Annotated in this window: 13 protein-coding genes; 9 read left to right on the forward strand and 4 right to left on the reverse strand. The window is 69.7% G+C overall.

Features of this window, described 5'->3' with window-relative positions; genetic code table 11:
- Positions 1-43: 43 nt before the first annotated feature.
- Both dnaB and ASG12_RS02095 read left to right on the forward strand, forming a co-directional pair.
- Complete coding sequence (dnaB, locus tag ASG12_RS02090; protein ID WP_055784617.1) at positions 44-2,254, forward strand: replicative DNA helicase; 2,211 nt, start codon at positions 44-46, stop codon at positions 2,252-2,254.
- An 8-nt stretch (positions 2,255-2,262) separates the two neighbouring features.
- A complete protein-coding gene (locus ASG12_RS02095; protein WP_055784620.1) occupies positions 2,263-2,901 on the forward strand; it encodes a GNAT family N-acetyltransferase in 639 nt (212 codons plus the stop codon).
- Here the strand turns inward: ASG12_RS02095 and ASG12_RS02100 are convergent.
- Complete coding sequence (locus ASG12_RS02100; RefSeq protein WP_082501579.1) at positions 2,898-4,370, reverse strand: lipase family protein; 1,473 nt, start codon at positions 4,368-4,370, stop codon at positions 2,898-2,900. The two genes, ASG12_RS02095 and ASG12_RS02100, sit on opposite strands and share 4 nt — an antisense overlap.
- On the opposite strand from ASG12_RS02100, the gene ASG12_RS02105 reads away from it, so the two are divergent.
- Positions 4,369-6,033 (forward strand): ABC-F family ATP-binding cassette domain-containing protein, encoded by a 1,665-nt coding sequence (locus ASG12_RS02105; protein ID WP_055784622.1) that lies wholly within the window; start codon positions 4,369-4,371, stop codon positions 6,031-6,033. The two genes, ASG12_RS02100 and ASG12_RS02105, sit on opposite strands and share 2 nt — an antisense overlap.
- Here ASG12_RS02105 and ASG12_RS02110 read toward each other — a convergent pair.
- Positions 6,020-7,093: an AraC family transcriptional regulator gene (locus ASG12_RS02110; RefSeq protein WP_055784625.1), complete on the reverse strand. Its 1,074-nt coding sequence runs from the start codon at positions 7,091-7,093 to the stop codon at positions 6,020-6,022. The two genes, ASG12_RS02105 and ASG12_RS02110, sit on opposite strands and share 14 nt — an antisense overlap.
- A 119-nt stretch (positions 7,094-7,212) precedes the next feature.
- On the opposite strand from ASG12_RS02110, the gene ASG12_RS02115 reads away from it, so the two are divergent.
- On the forward strand, positions 7,213-8,688 hold the full coding sequence (locus tag ASG12_RS02115; protein WP_055784628.1) for a flavin-containing monooxygenase: 1,476 nt from the start codon (positions 7,213-7,215) through the stop codon (positions 8,686-8,688).
- A 24-nt stretch (positions 8,689-8,712) separates the two neighbouring features.
- Here the strand turns inward: ASG12_RS02115 and ASG12_RS02120 are convergent, their stop codons facing one another.
- Positions 8,713-9,078, reverse strand: coding sequence for a DoxX family protein (locus ASG12_RS02120; protein ID WP_055784631.1), 366 nt, complete (start codon positions 9,076-9,078; stop codon positions 8,713-8,715).
- 134 nt (positions 9,079-9,212) lie between these two features.
- Here ASG12_RS02120 and ASG12_RS02125 point away from each other — a divergent pair, with 134 nt between their 5' ends.
- Positions 9,213-9,671, forward strand: a complete 459-nt coding sequence (locus ASG12_RS02125; RefSeq protein WP_156377888.1) for a MarR family winged helix-turn-helix transcriptional regulator — start codon at positions 9,213-9,215, stop codon at positions 9,669-9,671.
- Between the two features lie 4 nt (positions 9,672-9,675).
- On the opposite strand, the gene ASG12_RS02130 is transcribed toward ASG12_RS02125, so the two are convergent.
- Positions 9,676-10,242: a DUF305 domain-containing protein gene (locus ASG12_RS02130; RefSeq protein ID WP_055784634.1), complete on the reverse strand. Its 567-nt coding sequence runs from the start codon at positions 10,240-10,242 to the stop codon at positions 9,676-9,678.
- A gap of 117 nt (positions 10,243-10,359) precedes the next feature.
- Between ASG12_RS02130 and ASG12_RS02135 the strand changes: the two genes are divergently transcribed.
- From ASG12_RS02135 to ASG12_RS02150, 4 genes are all read left to right on the forward strand, one after another.
- A complete protein-coding gene (locus ASG12_RS02135; protein ID WP_055784637.1) occupies positions 10,360-11,457 on the forward strand; it encodes a TIGR03857 family LLM class F420-dependent oxidoreductase in 1,098 nt (365 codons plus the stop codon).
- A gap of 11 nt (positions 11,458-11,468) precedes the next feature.
- A complete protein-coding gene (locus tag ASG12_RS02140) occupies positions 11,469-12,527 on the forward strand; it encodes a phosphotransferase family protein (RefSeq protein ID WP_235455825.1) in 1,059 nt (352 codons plus the stop codon).
- An 88-nt stretch (positions 12,528-12,615) separates the two neighbouring features.
- Positions 12,616-13,137 carry a hypothetical protein gene (locus ASG12_RS02145; RefSeq protein ID WP_055784640.1) on the forward strand — a complete coding sequence of 174 codons (522 nt, stop codon included), beginning with the start codon at positions 12,616-12,618 and terminating at the stop codon, positions 13,135-13,137.
- A 56-nt stretch (positions 13,138-13,193) separates the two neighbouring features.
- The gene (locus ASG12_RS02150) at positions 13,194-15,047 is read left to right on the forward strand and encodes an NAD-binding protein (protein ID WP_235455835.1); all 1,854 of its coding nucleotides are present in this window, start codon (positions 13,194-13,196) and stop codon (positions 15,045-15,047) included.
- Positions 15,048-15,258: the final 211 nt, after the last annotated feature.

Genomic DNA, 15,258 nt, shown 5'->3' on the forward strand with positions numbered 1-15,258 from the left:
GCCGGTGTAGTGGTAGCGCAGTGAGACGTCGGGAGGATGAGTCGTGGCAGTAGTGGACGATCGCGGGCATTCGCCGCGCGACGAGCCGCCGCCCTCGGAGGACTTCGGCCGCCAGCCGCCGCAGGACCTCATGGCCGAGCAGTCCGTGCTCGGCGGCATGATGCTGTCGAAAGACGCGATCGCCGACGTCCTCGAGGTGCTGCGTCCCGGCGACTTCTACCGCCCGGCCCACCAGGCCGTCTACGACGCCGTGCTGGACCTCTACAGCAAGGGTGAGCCCGCTGACGCCGTGACCGTCTCCGCCGAGCTCGAGCGCAAGGGCGAGCTCCGCAGGATCGGCGGTGCGCCGTACATCCACACGCTGATCTCCACGGTCCCCACCGCGGCCAACGCCGGCTTCTACGCCCAGATCGTCGCCGAGAAGGCGATCCTGCGGCGTCTCGTGGAGGCCGGAACCCGCATCGTGCAGTTCGGCTACGGCGGTGACGACGGTCAGGATGTGGCCGAGGTCGTCGACCGCGCGCAGGCCGAGGTCTACGAGGTCACGGAGCGGCGTACCGCCGAGGACTACGTCCCGCTCGAGGAACTGCTGCAGCCCACGATGGACGAGATCGATTCCATCGCCTCCCGCGGTGGTATCTCCATCGGTGTGCCAACGGGTTTCACCGATCTCGACGCGGTCACCAACGGACTGCACGCGGGTCAGATGATCATCGTCGCCGCGCGTCCCGGTGTCGGCAAGGCACTCGCCCTCGACACCCCGCTGCCCACGCCCAACGGCTGGACCACCATGGGTGAGGTGAAGGTCGGCGATTCGCTGATCGACGCGGCCGGTACGCCCACCCGTGTGGTGGCCGCGACCGACGTGATGACCGAACGTCCCTGCTACGAGGTCGAGTTCTCCGATGGTTCGGTGCTGGTCGCCGACGCCGAACATCAGTGGCTCACCGAGTCCGACGGTGTGCGCTCGGTACAGACCACGTTCGCGCTCATCGGTCAGATCGGCGCGGTGTCGGTGCGCAACGCCGAGCCGCTGGAGCTCCCGCGACGCCGGTTCGGCTACGGCCCGTACACCGTTGCGGCGTTGGCGGGCATGGCCTTCGACGATCCCGAGATCGCGATGCGCATCGACGCCGAGGGCCCCGTCGACGTGATGGCGTTGATGTCGGATCTCGGTGGACGCATCCCGTACGAGTACCTCCGCGGTTCGATCGCCCAGCGGCGCGCGCTGCTCGCCGGGTTGCTCGACGCCCGCGGCATCGTCGACGAGGACGGCTGGATCACCGTCCCCGCCGCCACCCAACACATGAGCGCGGTGATCGCCGATCTCGTGGCCGGGCTGGGCTACTCCTACCGGCGTGCCGCCACCGGGTGGTTGCGCGTCGACGCCGACGACGACGTCTTCACGGTGCACCGCAAGGCTATTCGCCACAAGGAGCTGCGCCGCCCGTCGGGTCAGCGCCGCATCGTCGACATCCGTGCCGTCGACAGCGTGCCTGTCCGGTGCGTGCAGGTCGACAACGACGCGCACATGTACCTCGCCGGTGAGTCGATGGTGCCGACCCACAACTCGACTCTCGCGATGGACTTCCTGCGCAGCTGCTCGATCGCGAACCAGATGACCTCGGCGATGTTCTCGTTGGAGATGGGCAAGACCGAGATCGTGATGCGGCTGCTCTCGGCCGAGGCGAACATCAAGCTGGCCGACATGCGTTCGGGCCGCATGACCGACGACGACTGGACCCGCCTCGCACGCCGCATGGGCGAGATCAGCGAGGCGCCACTGTTCATCGACGACTCCCCGAACCTCACGATGATGGAGATCCGCGCCAAGGCCCGTCGCCTCAAACAGCGCCACGATCTGCGGCTGGTGGTCATCGACTACATGCAGCTGATGACGTCGGGCAAGAAGGTCGAGTCGCGGCAGCAGGAGGTCTCGGAGTTCTCCCGTCAGCTCAAGCTGCTGGCGAAGGAACTCGAGGTTCCCGTGGTCGCGATCAGCCAGCTCAACCGAGGCCCCGAGCAGCGCACCGACAAACGGCCTCAGGTGTCGGATCTTCGTGAGTCGGGCTCGCTGGAGCAGGACGCCGACATGGTGATCCTGCTGCACCGTCCCGACTCCATCGAACGCGACGACCCCCGCGCCGGCGAGGCCGACATCATCCTCGGCAAACACCGCAACGGCCCCACCGCCACCATTACCGTCGCCCACCAGCTCCACCTGAGCCGTTTCGTGAACATGGCCCGCGGCTGACCGGTGTCGTGACCTTGGCGCTGCGGATCACCTCGGGCGCTGTGCTTCTGCACCCGCCCACCGACGACGAGGTCGCCGAGGTTGTGCGTGCCGCGAGCGCACCGGGCGCGGTGTTGCCTCCCGGCGACGAGCACTTCGTGACATGGCTGGCCGGGCGTGACCCGGACAGTCTGGTCCGTGAGCGCGTTGCGCGGGTGGCTCACAACCGTGATCTGACCCGACGGCCGCAGTGGACGCTGGACCTCGTCGTCACGGTGTCGGGGATCGCGGTCGGACTGCAATCTCTGTCGGGACTGACCGGGTGGCCGACCCAGCGGATCGTGGGTACGACATCCTGGCTCCTCGCCGAACATCAACGACGCGGGATCGGCACGGCCGCACGCATGGGTGTCCTCGCGTTCGCGTTCGAGCATCTGAACGCCGAAGCCGCCCGCTCATGGGCGTTGGCGCAGAACCGCGCGAGCATCGCGGTGTCGGAACGACTCGGCTACACGCTCCGTAGTCGCCGGGAGATCGTGGAGGACGGCCATGTTCTCGACGAGTGTGTCTACGAGATCGACCGGGTCGCCTGGATGGGATCGCGCGGCGACGCCGGAGCGACGGTGGTCGTGTCCGGAGCCGCCGACGCCGTCACCGCCATCGGTTAGCGATCGAGTTCGGACAGCTCGCGGCGGCCGATCGTGCGGCCGGTGATCACCCGCGCGGAGATCGCGCCGAGGCGCAGCATCCCGCGGTAGGTGCTCGGGTTGAGCAGCGTCGGCCAGGTGGTGCGCTGGCGGTTCTCGTCGACCGGGCGTCCCTCGATGCGCTCACGCAGCCACCGCAGCGCGGTGGGCGCCGCCATCGGGTGCATCAGCATGTGCTCGCTGAACCGGTCGCGGTGGTAGGTGACGCTGGTTCCGGCGGCTGCGTAGGAGGCTGCGAGCGCGTCGATGTCGTCGACCGAGACGATGCGATCGTTCACGGCCTGCACGATGAGGACCGGCATGGCCGGTGCCGAACGGCCCAGCCGGATTTCGTCGAACACAGCCCGCACCTCGGGCGTGGCGAGGATCTCCGCCAGCGGCCGGTCGAGCATGTCGTCCATGTCGGTGAACATGAAGCGCAGCACCGCCTCGACGGTGGTGGCGCGTTGCAGACGCGCCAGCGCGATCTTGCCGCGTGGTGTCGTGTGATGGTCGATGATGCGCTGCAGATCGGGGTAGACGTGCTGCAGGGCCCCCACCACGAGTGCGGGCAACCCGGAGAACAGTCCGCCGTTGAGGCGGATGTAGGTGTTCCCGAGATCGCCCACGGGCGAACCGAGCACGGCGCCGACGACGTTGAGTTCCGGCGCGTGCTCGGCGAACATCTCGGCGGCCCACGCCGACGCGAGTCCGCCGCCGGAGTACCCCCAAAACCCCACCGGCGCGTCGTGGCGCAGACCGAGCGGCGCGTGGTCGAGTGCCGCGCGGACACCGTCGAGCACGATGTGGCCGGGTTCGCGCGGGATGCCCCACAGTCCGCGAGGACCCTCGTGATCGGGGATCGAGACCGCCCACCCCTCCGCGAGGAGTGCGGCGATGAGCAGGAACTCGAACTGGGGCAGAGCGCCCACGGCCCGCGCCCGCAGACGCAGCGCATAGGAGGGGAAGCACCGGCCGGTGATGGCGTCGATCGCGCACTGGTAGGACACGATGGGGCACTGCGCGCCCCGCTCCCGTCCGGGCGGGAGGAGAACCGTGGTCACCGCGACCATGGGCTCGCCCTGGGAATCGGTCGACCGGAACGCCAACTGGGTGGCCCGGATGCGCTGACGGACGACGCCGAGGAACGCGAGGGTCACGTCACGGGAGCGCAGAACGGTGCCCGGAACCGTGTCCTCGAACCCGCCGGGGGCGCGATAGAACGGGTCGTCGGCGGGCAACAGCGGCCTGCGGTGCGCTGCGGCGTCGTCGTGCGGGGCGACGAACGGGCGCTCGGGCGAGGCGGCGGCGGAATCGTGAACGGAGATGGGGACGTCCTCGGTATGTATCGGACACTCGGTCGTGTCGGTTGTCCGACGGTAACCCACATCACGCACCTGACCGCGATCGCTGTGTGATGTCCCGGCGAACGGGTGTGAGGATGGGGCCATGACCGCAACGCTCGTCGCGAAGGACCTGGCCGGCGGTTTCGCCCATCGCACGCTGTTCGACGGCCTCGATCTCACCGTCGCCCCCGGCGACGTCGTCGGTGTCGTGGGCGCCAACGGCGCAGGCAAGAGCAGCCTTCTGCGCATCCTCGCCGGCGTCCTCGAACCGCTGGAGGGCACGGTGAGCCTGGCCCCGGCCGATGCGTTCATCGGTTGGTTGCCGCAGGAGCACGATCGTGTTCCCGGTGAGACCGTGGCGGCGTACATCGCCCGTCGGACCGGCTGTGCCGAGGCGACCACGGCGATGGATGCCGCGGCCGCGGCGCTGTCGGACCCGGCCGCGGCGACACCCGGTGTCGACCCGGCCGAGGCGTACGGGGTGGCGCTCGACCACTGGCTCGCCACCGGTGCCGCCGACCTCGAGGAGCGACTGCCCGCGGTGCTGGCCGATCTCGGTCTGGACTCCCACGCCGTGGATCCCACGACCACGACCATGACCTCGCTCTCGGGCGGTCAGGCCGCACGCGTCGGCCTCGCGGCACTCATGGTGTCGCGGTTCGACATCGTGATGCTCGACGAGCCGACCAACGATCTCGACCTCGACGGCCTCGAACGCCTCGAGACGTTCGTCCGCGAGCTGCGGGGCGGGGTCGTCCTCGTCAGCCACGACCGGGAGTTCCTCGCCCGCAGCGTGAACCGCGTGCTCGAACTCGATCTGGCCCAGAACACGACGACGGTCTTCGGTGGCGGCTACGACAGCTATCTCGAGGAACGCGAGACCGCCCGCCGGCACCGCCGCGAGGAGTACGAGGAGTTCGCCGAGAAGAAGGCCGACCTCGTCGATCGCGCACGGACGCAACGTGAGTGGTCGAGCCAGGGCGTACGCAACGCGATGAAGAAGTCGCCCGACAACGACAAGATCCGCCGCAAGGCCGCCGCGGAATCGAGCGAGAAGCAGGCGCAGAAGGTGCGGCAGATGGAGAGCCGGATCGCGCGCCTGGAGGAGGTCGCCGAACCCCGCAAGGAATGGGAGCTGCACTTCACCATCGGCGCCGCACCGCGGTCGAGTTCGGTGGTCGCGACTCTCAGCGAGGCCGTGGTGCACCAGGGCGACTTCACCCTCGGACCGGTGTCGCTGCAGGTCGAGGCCGGCGAACGCATCGGCATCACCGGACCCAACGGGGCAGGGAAATCCACCCTCCTCCGTCTGCTCCTGGGTCGACAGTCCCCCGACTCCGGTCGGGCGAGTCTCGGTGCGAACGTCGCGATCGGCGAGATCGACCAGGCCCGTGCGGAGTTCACCGGCGCGACACGGCTGGTCGACCGGTTCGAGAGCCATGTACCCGACTGGCCCACCGCCGAGGTGCGGACCCTGCTCGCGAAGTTCGGACTGCGCGCCGACCACGTCGAACGCGCCGTCGACGACCTGTCGCCGGGGGAACGCACCCGCGCCGGCCTCGCACTGCTGCAGGCCGTCGGCACGAACGTGTTGGTGCTCGACGAACCGACCAACCACCTCGATCTGCCCGCCATCGAACAACTCGAGCAGGCGCTCGACAGCTACGAGGGCACACTGCTGCTGGTCACCCATGACCGGCGCATGCTCGACACGGTGCGCTGCGACCGTTCGTGGCTCGTGCTCGACGGCCAGGTCAGCGAACGCTGACCGGAGCCGCCCCCACAGCCCCCGCCCCCGATGCCTCCGCCTGCAGGTGTCGATACGCCCTCGGGCTCATGCCCTTCCACCGTCGGAACGCCTGGGAGAAGCTCGACACCTCCGCGTAGCCCAGCCGCCGTGCGGTCTCGGCGACCGACAGGCCGGTGACGCAGAGCAGCTCATCGGCCATGTCCTCGCGGACCTCGTTGACGATGCGCCGCAACGTGGTTCCCTCTTGCGCAAGTTGGCGGCGCAGGTGTCGCTCGGAGGTGTGGAGCTCGTGGGCGGCCCGGGACAGGGTGAGGGGTTCCGACGGCGCCCCCGACACCAGGTCCCGCACGCGCGCCGCCGTTCCCACGCGGACCCTGCGCTCCTGCAGGAGCGCCCGGCACTGTTCGTCGATCTCGGCGGCGACCAACGCGTTGGCCTGCGGCAGCGGCGTGTCGAGCAGCTCGGCGGAGAACCAGATCGCGTTCTCGGCTGCGTCGAACCGCGGTGTCACGCCGAGGGCGGCCTCGTAGGCGGAGGTGTCGGCCGGCTCGGGGAAGGTGGACGTGACCTCCTCGGCGACCAGTTCGCGCCCCATGATCTCGTGCGCGATGACACGTATCGCGGCGATGTCGCGGTCGCAGACGATGCGGCGGACCCGGTCGGGCACGCCGTGTTCGACCGTGAGGACCAAGGCGGCGCGACCGTCGGCGTCGCGCAGCCGGATGTGGCAGAACGCGAAGGTGAGATTGACCAGTCGGAGACCGACGGCGATGGCCTCGCGGAGCGTCGCGCTGCTGATCATGGCGAAACCCCACAGCCCGTAGGTGGTGAGGTGGTAGCGCTGTCCCAGCAGGGCGCCGAGCCCCTCGACCGCACCGAGCCGGTCGGCGAGCAGGCCGAGCATCGACAGTTCCTGCTGGGCGGTGATCGACCCGACGACGTCGTCGCCGTCGATCCCGGCGGCGGCCAGCATCTCCCGTTCGCCGATCCCGTGCTCGGCCGCGAAGTCCAGGAGCAGCCTCGAGCCCGGCGCCGACCGCAACACCGTCCAGGTGGCGTCGTCGGCGGGGCGGGTCATGGTGGTCAACTCTAGTAACTTCTTGGCCGCCAATCGCATGTTCGGGCGGGTCTCGGATGGCTAGCCTCGAAGGGGACATCGCACGACGCGATGTCGTCTACGTGACGAGGTTGCAGCAGATGAGCGTTCGAGGACAGTCGGTGGCCATCATCGGGACCGGCTTCGCGGGCCTGGGCATGGCCGCGACCCTGCGCCGCGCCGGCCACGACGACCTCGTGCTGTTCGAGGCGGCCGACGACGTCGGTGGATGCTGGCGGGAGAACACCTACCCCGGAGCGGCATGCGACGTGCCCTCGCATCTGTATTCGTTCTCATTCGCGCCGAGTGCGAAGTGGTCGCGACGGTTCGCGCCGCAGCCGGAGATCCTCGACTATCTCCGATCGATCGCCGACACCTTCGAGCTGCGTCCGCACATCCGCTTCCGCAATCGGGTCGCCGCGGCGACCTTCGACGACACGAGCGCGTCGTGGACCGTCCGTCTCGACGACGGCACCGAGACCGTGCACGACGTCGTCGTGTTCGCATGCGGCCAGCTCAGCAACCCGGCGATCCCCACGATCGAGGGTGCGGAGTCGTTCCGCGGCAACCTGTTCCACTCGGCGCGCTGGGATCACGACGCCGATCTCACCGGCGCGCGGGTCGCGGTGATCGGCACCGGTGCCTCGGCGATCCAGTTCGTGCCGCGCCTCGCCGAGCAGGTCGGCCATCTCACGCTGCTGCAGCGCAGCGCCCCGTTCGTCATCCCCAAGGCGGACTACGCCTACCCCCGGTGGGCCCGAAGCATGTTCGCCCGAGTGCCTGCGCTGCAACGACTCTCGCGCTGGCTCACCTGGGCGACGCTGGAACCACGGTCGATCGGGTTCACCAAGATCCCGGCGCTGCTCAAGATCGTGGGTCTGCGGTCACGGCTGCACATGCGGCGTCAGATCGCCGACCCCGCGACGCGGGCCGCGGTGACGCCCGATCATCCGATCGGCTGCAAGCGCATCCTCATCTCCAACGACTACCTGGCCTCGTTGGACCGACCGAACGTCACCGTCACCACCACCGGCATCGACCGCATCACCCCCGACGGCGTGCGTCTGGCCGACGGGTCGACCGTGGAGGCCGACACCATCGTCTACGGCACCGGCTTCCACGCGACGGACTTCCTGCGCGGGATCACGGTCACGGGCGCAGAAGGCCGAGACCTGCACCGTGAGTGGGACGACGGCGCGCAGGCCCACCTCGGGGTGAGCGTGCACGGGTTCCCCAACATGTTCCTGCTCTACGGGCCGAACACGAACCTCGGCCACACGTCGATCATCCTGATGCTCGAGGCGCAGATGAAGTACGTCGTGCAGGCCGTCGAACGCCTCGATGCCGGCCGGGCGCGAGCGGTGCAGGTGCGCGCCGACGTCGAGCGGCGGTCGAATCTCGCTCTGCAGTCGGCGCTGTCGAAGACCGTGTGGGAGCAGGGCTGCACCAGCTGGTACCGCACGGCCTCGGGTCGCAACACCAACAACTGGCCGGCGTCGACCGCCCACTACATCCGGGTCATGCGCTCGCTCGACGAGTCGGAGTTCGAGTGGACCCCGACCGACCGGAGCGCGTGACCCGACCCGGCGGCGCCGCGGCGGTCAGGCGGCGGCGAGGGTGATGATGACCGCGAGCGACACGATCGCGAGCACCACCGACGGCAGCGATGCGCCGCGGGTCTCGGAGTTGGCGTAGTCGCCGTTGCGGGCGTGGAACACCGTGGCGCCGATGAACACGATCAGCAGGCCGATCGCCGCGGCGATGCCGAGCGGATGCCAGGCGAGGCCGATCAGTAGGCCCGCCGCTCCGGCGACCTCGGCTCCACCGATGAACCGGATGAGCGACGCGCTGAGTCCTCGCCCGGAGAGCTGTTCGGCCGCCGGTCCCTTCAGCAGAGCCTTGGGCGCGCCCGCACCCAGGCTGACCAAGGCGAGCACGACGCTGAGGATGACGGCGGTGATGAACATGGGACTCCTGTCGACGGCATGTCGGTCGTGACTTCACGACCACATGTATTTGCGTAGGCAAGTACTGTCCCAGGAAATACTTGCCTACGCAAGTAAGATCGGCATTGCAGGGTGACGATCCGGAGGTGGTGGGAGTGACCGAACCGCTCGACGATGTCGAGGGCCGGGTGTGGCGTGCTCTCGCGCGGGCCTTGGTCGTGGTGCCCCGCGATCTGGAGACCGACCTGCAAAGGGAGTCGGGCCTCACCCTGGGCGAGTACCAGGTGCTCGTCATCCTGTCCGAGTCGCCCGACAGGCGATGTCGTATGACGGAGCTGGCATCGCTGGTGGGGCTGTCGGCGAGCCGGATGACGCGGCTGATCGCGGCGTTGACCGCACGCGGTGACACGACCCGCATGCGTGACGGCTGCGACCGACGGGGGATGAGCGCCGTGCTCACCGACGCCGGATTCGCGCGACTCGAGCGTGCCTACCCCGCGCACCTGGCGAGCGTGCGTGCGCGGGTGCTCGATCCGCTGCGGGCCGTCGACGCCGAGGCCCTCGCCGCGGCCCTCGAAGAGCTCGCAGGGCCGATCCCGCAGCTGAAGGCGTGACGCGTCAGCCCAATTGGGCTGCGAGGGCGCGCAGTTTCGGGATCTGGGTGGTCGGCGCGGTCGCGATCGATGTCGCGAGTTCGCGGGCGGGATCGTACACACCGGCGGCCAGCTCACGCTGAGCCATCGCGGCGGCTCCGGTCTCGCTGTCGGCCGACGCGAGCAGGACCGCGCGATCGAACGCCACCCCCGACTGGGCTCGCAGCCCGGCCAGGGTCGCGTCGGTGATGAACCCGTCGGGCATCGCCTCGCCCGCGGCGGCCGAGGGCAGAACCCAGTGGCCGCTCCACCCGTTCAGCTTCTGCAGCTCCGGCGTCTGCTGCGACACGATGAGCTTCCCGTAGTCGACGACCCGAGGGTCGGTTCCGCGATCGGCCGCGAGCTGTCCGACCTCGATCGCCCGCTGGTGATGACGGGCCATGGCGGTGACGAAGGCGTCGTCGGTGGCGTTGTGGGTGGCCGCGGGCCCGGGGTCGCTCCCGCACGCCGCCATCAGCATCACGCCGAGCACGGCGAGGACGGCGGCGGCGAACGCCGATCGGGGACGAGCGGGACGGCCTGCGGTGCGCATGGCTTCCAGTGTGCCCGCGTGAAAAGGCCCCTGGGTCGCACCCGCGCTCGCTAGACTGCTGTCCAGTCGGTTGTCCAGGGTCGGGTGGGCAGCCGGTGACGAGGACGGAGGTATGCGGTGTCGATCGACGGTCCTCGCCCCCAGCACGCGGAACTGGGCTTCTACGGTCTCGCCGACCACACCGACTCACCGCGGGATCTCCTCGACGAGGTGCGCACCGCCGACGATCTGGGACTCGGTTCGGTGTTCCTCTCCGAGCGCTACTCGACGAAAGACGCCGGCGTTCTCACCGGCGCGGCCGCCGCCTCGAGCGAGCGGATCGGCGTCGCGACCGCCGCCACCAACCACAACACCCGCCACCTGCTGGTGACCGCGACGACGGCGGTCACCGCCCACCGCATGAGTCACGGGCGGTTCGCGCTCGGCCTCGGCCGCGGCTTCGACGTCCTGTTCGACCTGATGAACCTGCCGCGGATCACCTCCGCGCAGATGACCGACGCCGTCGACCTGCTGCGGCGGTTGTGGCGGGGCGAGTCGATCATCGACCACGACGGGCCCGCCGGCCGATTCCCGTTCCTGCGGTTGCAGATCGACGCCGACGAGGACATCCCGATCGTGCTCGTCGCGATCGGCGACGCGACGCTGCGCCTCGCCGGACAGATCGCCGACGGGGTCGTCCTGCACACCTTCCTCACCGACGACACCGTCGCGCGGCAGGTGGGTGTCATCCGCGACGCCGCCCTGCGCGCCGGACGTGATCCGGGTGCCATCCGCATCTGGTCGGTGCTGGCGACCGTCGGCGACTGGGTGCCCGAGCCCGACCGCACCCGCCGCATCGTCGGTCGGCTCGCCACCTACCTGCAGGGCTACGGCGATCTGCTCGTACGCACCAACGGGTGGGATCGGCAGCGATTGGCGGACTTTCGCGCCGACGAACGGGTGCAGGCCTTCCGTGGCGCGTTCGACGCCGACGCCACACCCGACGACATCGCCCATCTCAGTGCGCTGCTCCCGGCCGAGTGGACCTCGGCCGCCGCCACCGGATCGGCCACCCACTGCGCCCGCCGGATCCTCGACCAGTTCGACGCCGGCGTCGACAGCGTGATCCTCCACGGCGCCACACCGGTCGAGATCGCGCCGCTGCTGCCGGCGTGGTCGACCCTCGCGCCGCAGAAGTGCGCCCGCGCTGTCGCGAACCCGGGGCGGCTGCGATGACCGTCCCCCTCGTGACCGACGTCGATGCCATGACACCGCAGTGGCTCACCGACCTGTTCGGTGCACCGGTGGCGACCGCGACCGCGGAACGCATCGGCACCGGACAGATCGCGTCGTGCCACCGCATCACGATGACCGGAGCCGGAGTCGACGCGGGTGTGGTGCCGCGCGCCGTGGTCGCGAAACTCCCCGCCGACGACCCCGCCGCACGCGAGATGCTCGCCGGGGCCTACGCCGCGGAGGTCCGCTTCTACGCCCACCTCGCCGACACGGTCGAGATCGCCGTACCCGCATGCCATCTCGCGATCATGAACGACACCGGCAGCGAGTTCACCCTGGTGTTGACCGACCTCTACGCCCACCACCAGGGTGACCAGATCGCCGGGTGCTCCACCGCCGCGGCCCTCGTCGCCGTGCGCAATCTCGCCGGCTTGCACGGCCCCCGGTGGTGCGACCCGACACTGCTCGCCCCGACCGCGCCGGACGTCCCCGCACTCACCGTGAACGGTCCCGCGGAGGCGGCGATGCTGGCGGAGCTCTACCCCTCGACGGTCGATCTGTTCCTCGATGCGGTCGGTGAGCAGCTCACCGCCGCCGACGTCGAGACCCTGCGCGAGGTCGGCGACGTCATCGAGCGGTGGAGCCTCGCGCGGTCGGAACGGTTCGCGCTCATCCACGGCGACCACCGTCTCGACAACCTCATGTTCGACGCCGGCGACACCGAGGTACTCGCCGTCGACTGGCAGACGGTCGGGATCGGTCTCCCCGCCCGCGATCTCGCGTTCTTCGTCGGCACCGCCCTCGAATCGGATGCGCGGAGGGCGGCGGAGACCAATCTGGTCGACGCCTACCACCACGCGCTGCTCGGGCACGGCGTCACCGACCACGACCGGGACGAATGCCGAGACGACTACCGGTTCGCGATGATCCAGGGACCGCTGGTCTCGGTGTTCGGCTGCGCGTACGGCACCCGGTCCCCGCGCGGAGACGAGATGTTCGCGACCATGGTGCGCCGCTCGTGCGCGGCGATCCGGGACCTCGGCACCCTCGCCCTCGCCCGTCACTGCTGAGCAGGCTTTGCGGATTCTTGACGTCGACCGCGGATTCTTTACGCGGTGACGACTCCCGGAGGGGTCGGCGTCCGCGTACCCATGAGACATGACATCTTCGGTCGCCCCCGCCGTCTCGCCGAACATCCACCGTGGCCTCGCCGCCGCAGACGGTCCGCGGCACTTCCGGCTCCGTCCGCCCGCACCGATCCGGCTGCTCACGGCCTCGTGGGATCGCACCCACAACCCGCCGCGCGCCCTGTCGGGTCACGTCGCGATCGAGTACCCGATCACGACCGCGGTCGTCGCGACCCGCAACCTCTACGCCGTCACCGATGAGCTCCGCACCGCCCTCGAGGCGTCGGACCTCACGGGTTTCACCTTCGGCGCGTTGGCCTCTACGCGCGACCGGCACCTGCTGAGCCACTGCGACACCGACCTCGCGGGCACGCCGCGTCTGCACACCCTCGTGCTCACCGGCCGCGCCTGCTGCGCCGACATCGCACCGTGGCGCTGCGACTCTCTCGCCCTCTCGCGCGCGGCGGCGACCTTCCTGTGGCGCCACGACCCGTCGCTGCTGGCGTTCACCCACGTGCTCGATATCGCCGAATCGTCCTCCACACCGCGCTGATCACCCACGTTCCGTCGTAAGGTCACTCCACCGGGAGTGACGGCGGAGGTGGGCACGTGGCGCAGTGGCAACCGGAGCGTGGGCCGCACACGGTGTTGCCGTCCGGGCACGTGATCGTGTGCGGTTTCGCCGGCATCGCGGTGCCGATCATCGACGGATTCCTCGACGCCGGCGAACAGGTGGTCGTCGTGGTGCGCACCGCCGACCCCGCCCTCGACGCGGCCGTCGCCCGGTGGGGCATCCGGGCGCACACCGCGGTCGTCGGTGTCGCTGACGCGCTCGTCGACGCCGGGATCGCCGGAGCCGTCGCGGTGGTGTGCGTCGAGGAGAACGAGCTCCACAACCTCGAGACCGCCCTGGTGGCAGGACAACTGCGTGCCGACGTCCGGGTGATCACCCAGCTCTCGAACGCGACGGTCGCCGGCGCGATGGACGACGGGTCGACCCCGGGGGCGGTACTCGACGTCGCCGACCTCGCCGCGCCCTCGGTGATCGAGGCGTGCCTGGGCATCGGCGATCATCACATCGACGCCGCAGGCATCGATTTCGTGGCGACCACCGTCACCGTGGGTCGGGCGGGCACGTTGCGCGAACGCTTCGGGGACCTCGCGCCGCTGGCGGTCTCCACGCACACCTCGGCGTTGTCGCAGGCGGCCACACCGGCGACCGTGCTCTGCCCGGGGCGTGATCACCCCGTTCTCGCAGGCGATGTCGTGACACTGCTCGGCACCGCCGACGAGTTCGCCGCCCAGGGGATCGCGACGGCCGCCGACGACACCCCGGTCGCGCCCGCACGTCGCCCGTCGCGGCCGCAGCGCGTGCGCGCAGCCGTCCGTGGATTCCGAGAAGATGCGAACCCCAACTTCTTCCGCATGATCGGCGTGCTGTTCTTCCTGCTCGCGTTGTCGACCACCGTGCTGCGACTGGGATATCAGAAGCCGGGTATGAGCGTTCTCGACGCCGTGTACTTCAGCACCGAGACCGTCGCCACGGTCGGGTACGGCGACTTCAACTTCGCCGATCAGCCACCGGCTCTGCGCATCTGGTCGATCATCCTCATGTTCGCGGGCCTCACCACGACCGCGATGATCATGGCGTTCCTCGCCGAACTGCTCATCTCCCGACGCATCGCCGAGGCGGCCGGACGACGACGTGCACGGTTCATGACCGGACATGTCGTGGTTATCGGGCTGGGGGCGTTCGGGATCCGGGTCGCCCGTGAGCTCCGCTCGCGTGGTCGGGACGTGGTGGTCATCGAACGGTCGTCGTCGAACCGCTTCCTCTCCGCCGCCGCCAAGGCGGGGATACCGGTCATCGTGGGTGACGCCACCGTCGCCGAGACACTCTCCGATGCGCGCGTGCATCGCTCGGCGGCCGTCGCCGTTCTGACCAGCGACGACGTGATCAACATCGAGACCGGCATCGCCGTGCGCGGCGCGCTCGGCGACCGCTTCGCCGACGGGTCCCGTCGCGGCGTCCCCGTGGTGCTGCGGGTGTTCGACCGCGGCATGGGTGACGCCGTCGCCGCGCGATTCGGCTTCCGGCATGTCCGCTCGACCGCGGAGCTGGCGGCGCCCTGGTTCATCGGCGCCGCACTGGGACTGGAGATCCTCGGCACGTTCTCGGTGCAGTCGACGTCGTTCATGGTCGGTCGGGTCCGGATCCGGGCCGACGGTGGACTCGTCGGGGTCGAGATGCGCGAGTTGTCGGCGAACACCCGCGTGATCGCCATCCGCCGTGCGTCCGGTGAGAGCGGGGCGGGCGATCTCGAGTACCCACCGCGCCGGGGCACGAAGTTCGCGTCGGGTGACGACGCCTTCGTCGTCGGTCCCTACCAGGAGCTGCTCGCCGTGCTCGAACACCAGCGTGCCGTCACCGACGCCAAGCATTCGCCGTCGATCGGGCAGTAAACCCCGTCGATCGGGCACTTGTTCGCATCGATCGGGCAGTAAACCCCGTCGATCGGGCACTTGTTCGCGTCGATCGGGCGGGTTGGTGAGCGGGCTCGAGGGAACCGTCTCGTCCGGTGGAGCCGAGCGTCGTGGTCTGCCCACTCGATGCGACGACGTGCCCACTCGATGCACGTAACTGCCCGATCGGCGTCGGCGTCGCACCGGGGAG

This window comes from Williamsia sp. Leaf354 (genome assembly GCF_001424365.1).
Lineage (GTDB): Bacteria > Actinomycetota > Actinomycetes > Mycobacteriales > Mycobacteriaceae > Williamsia_A.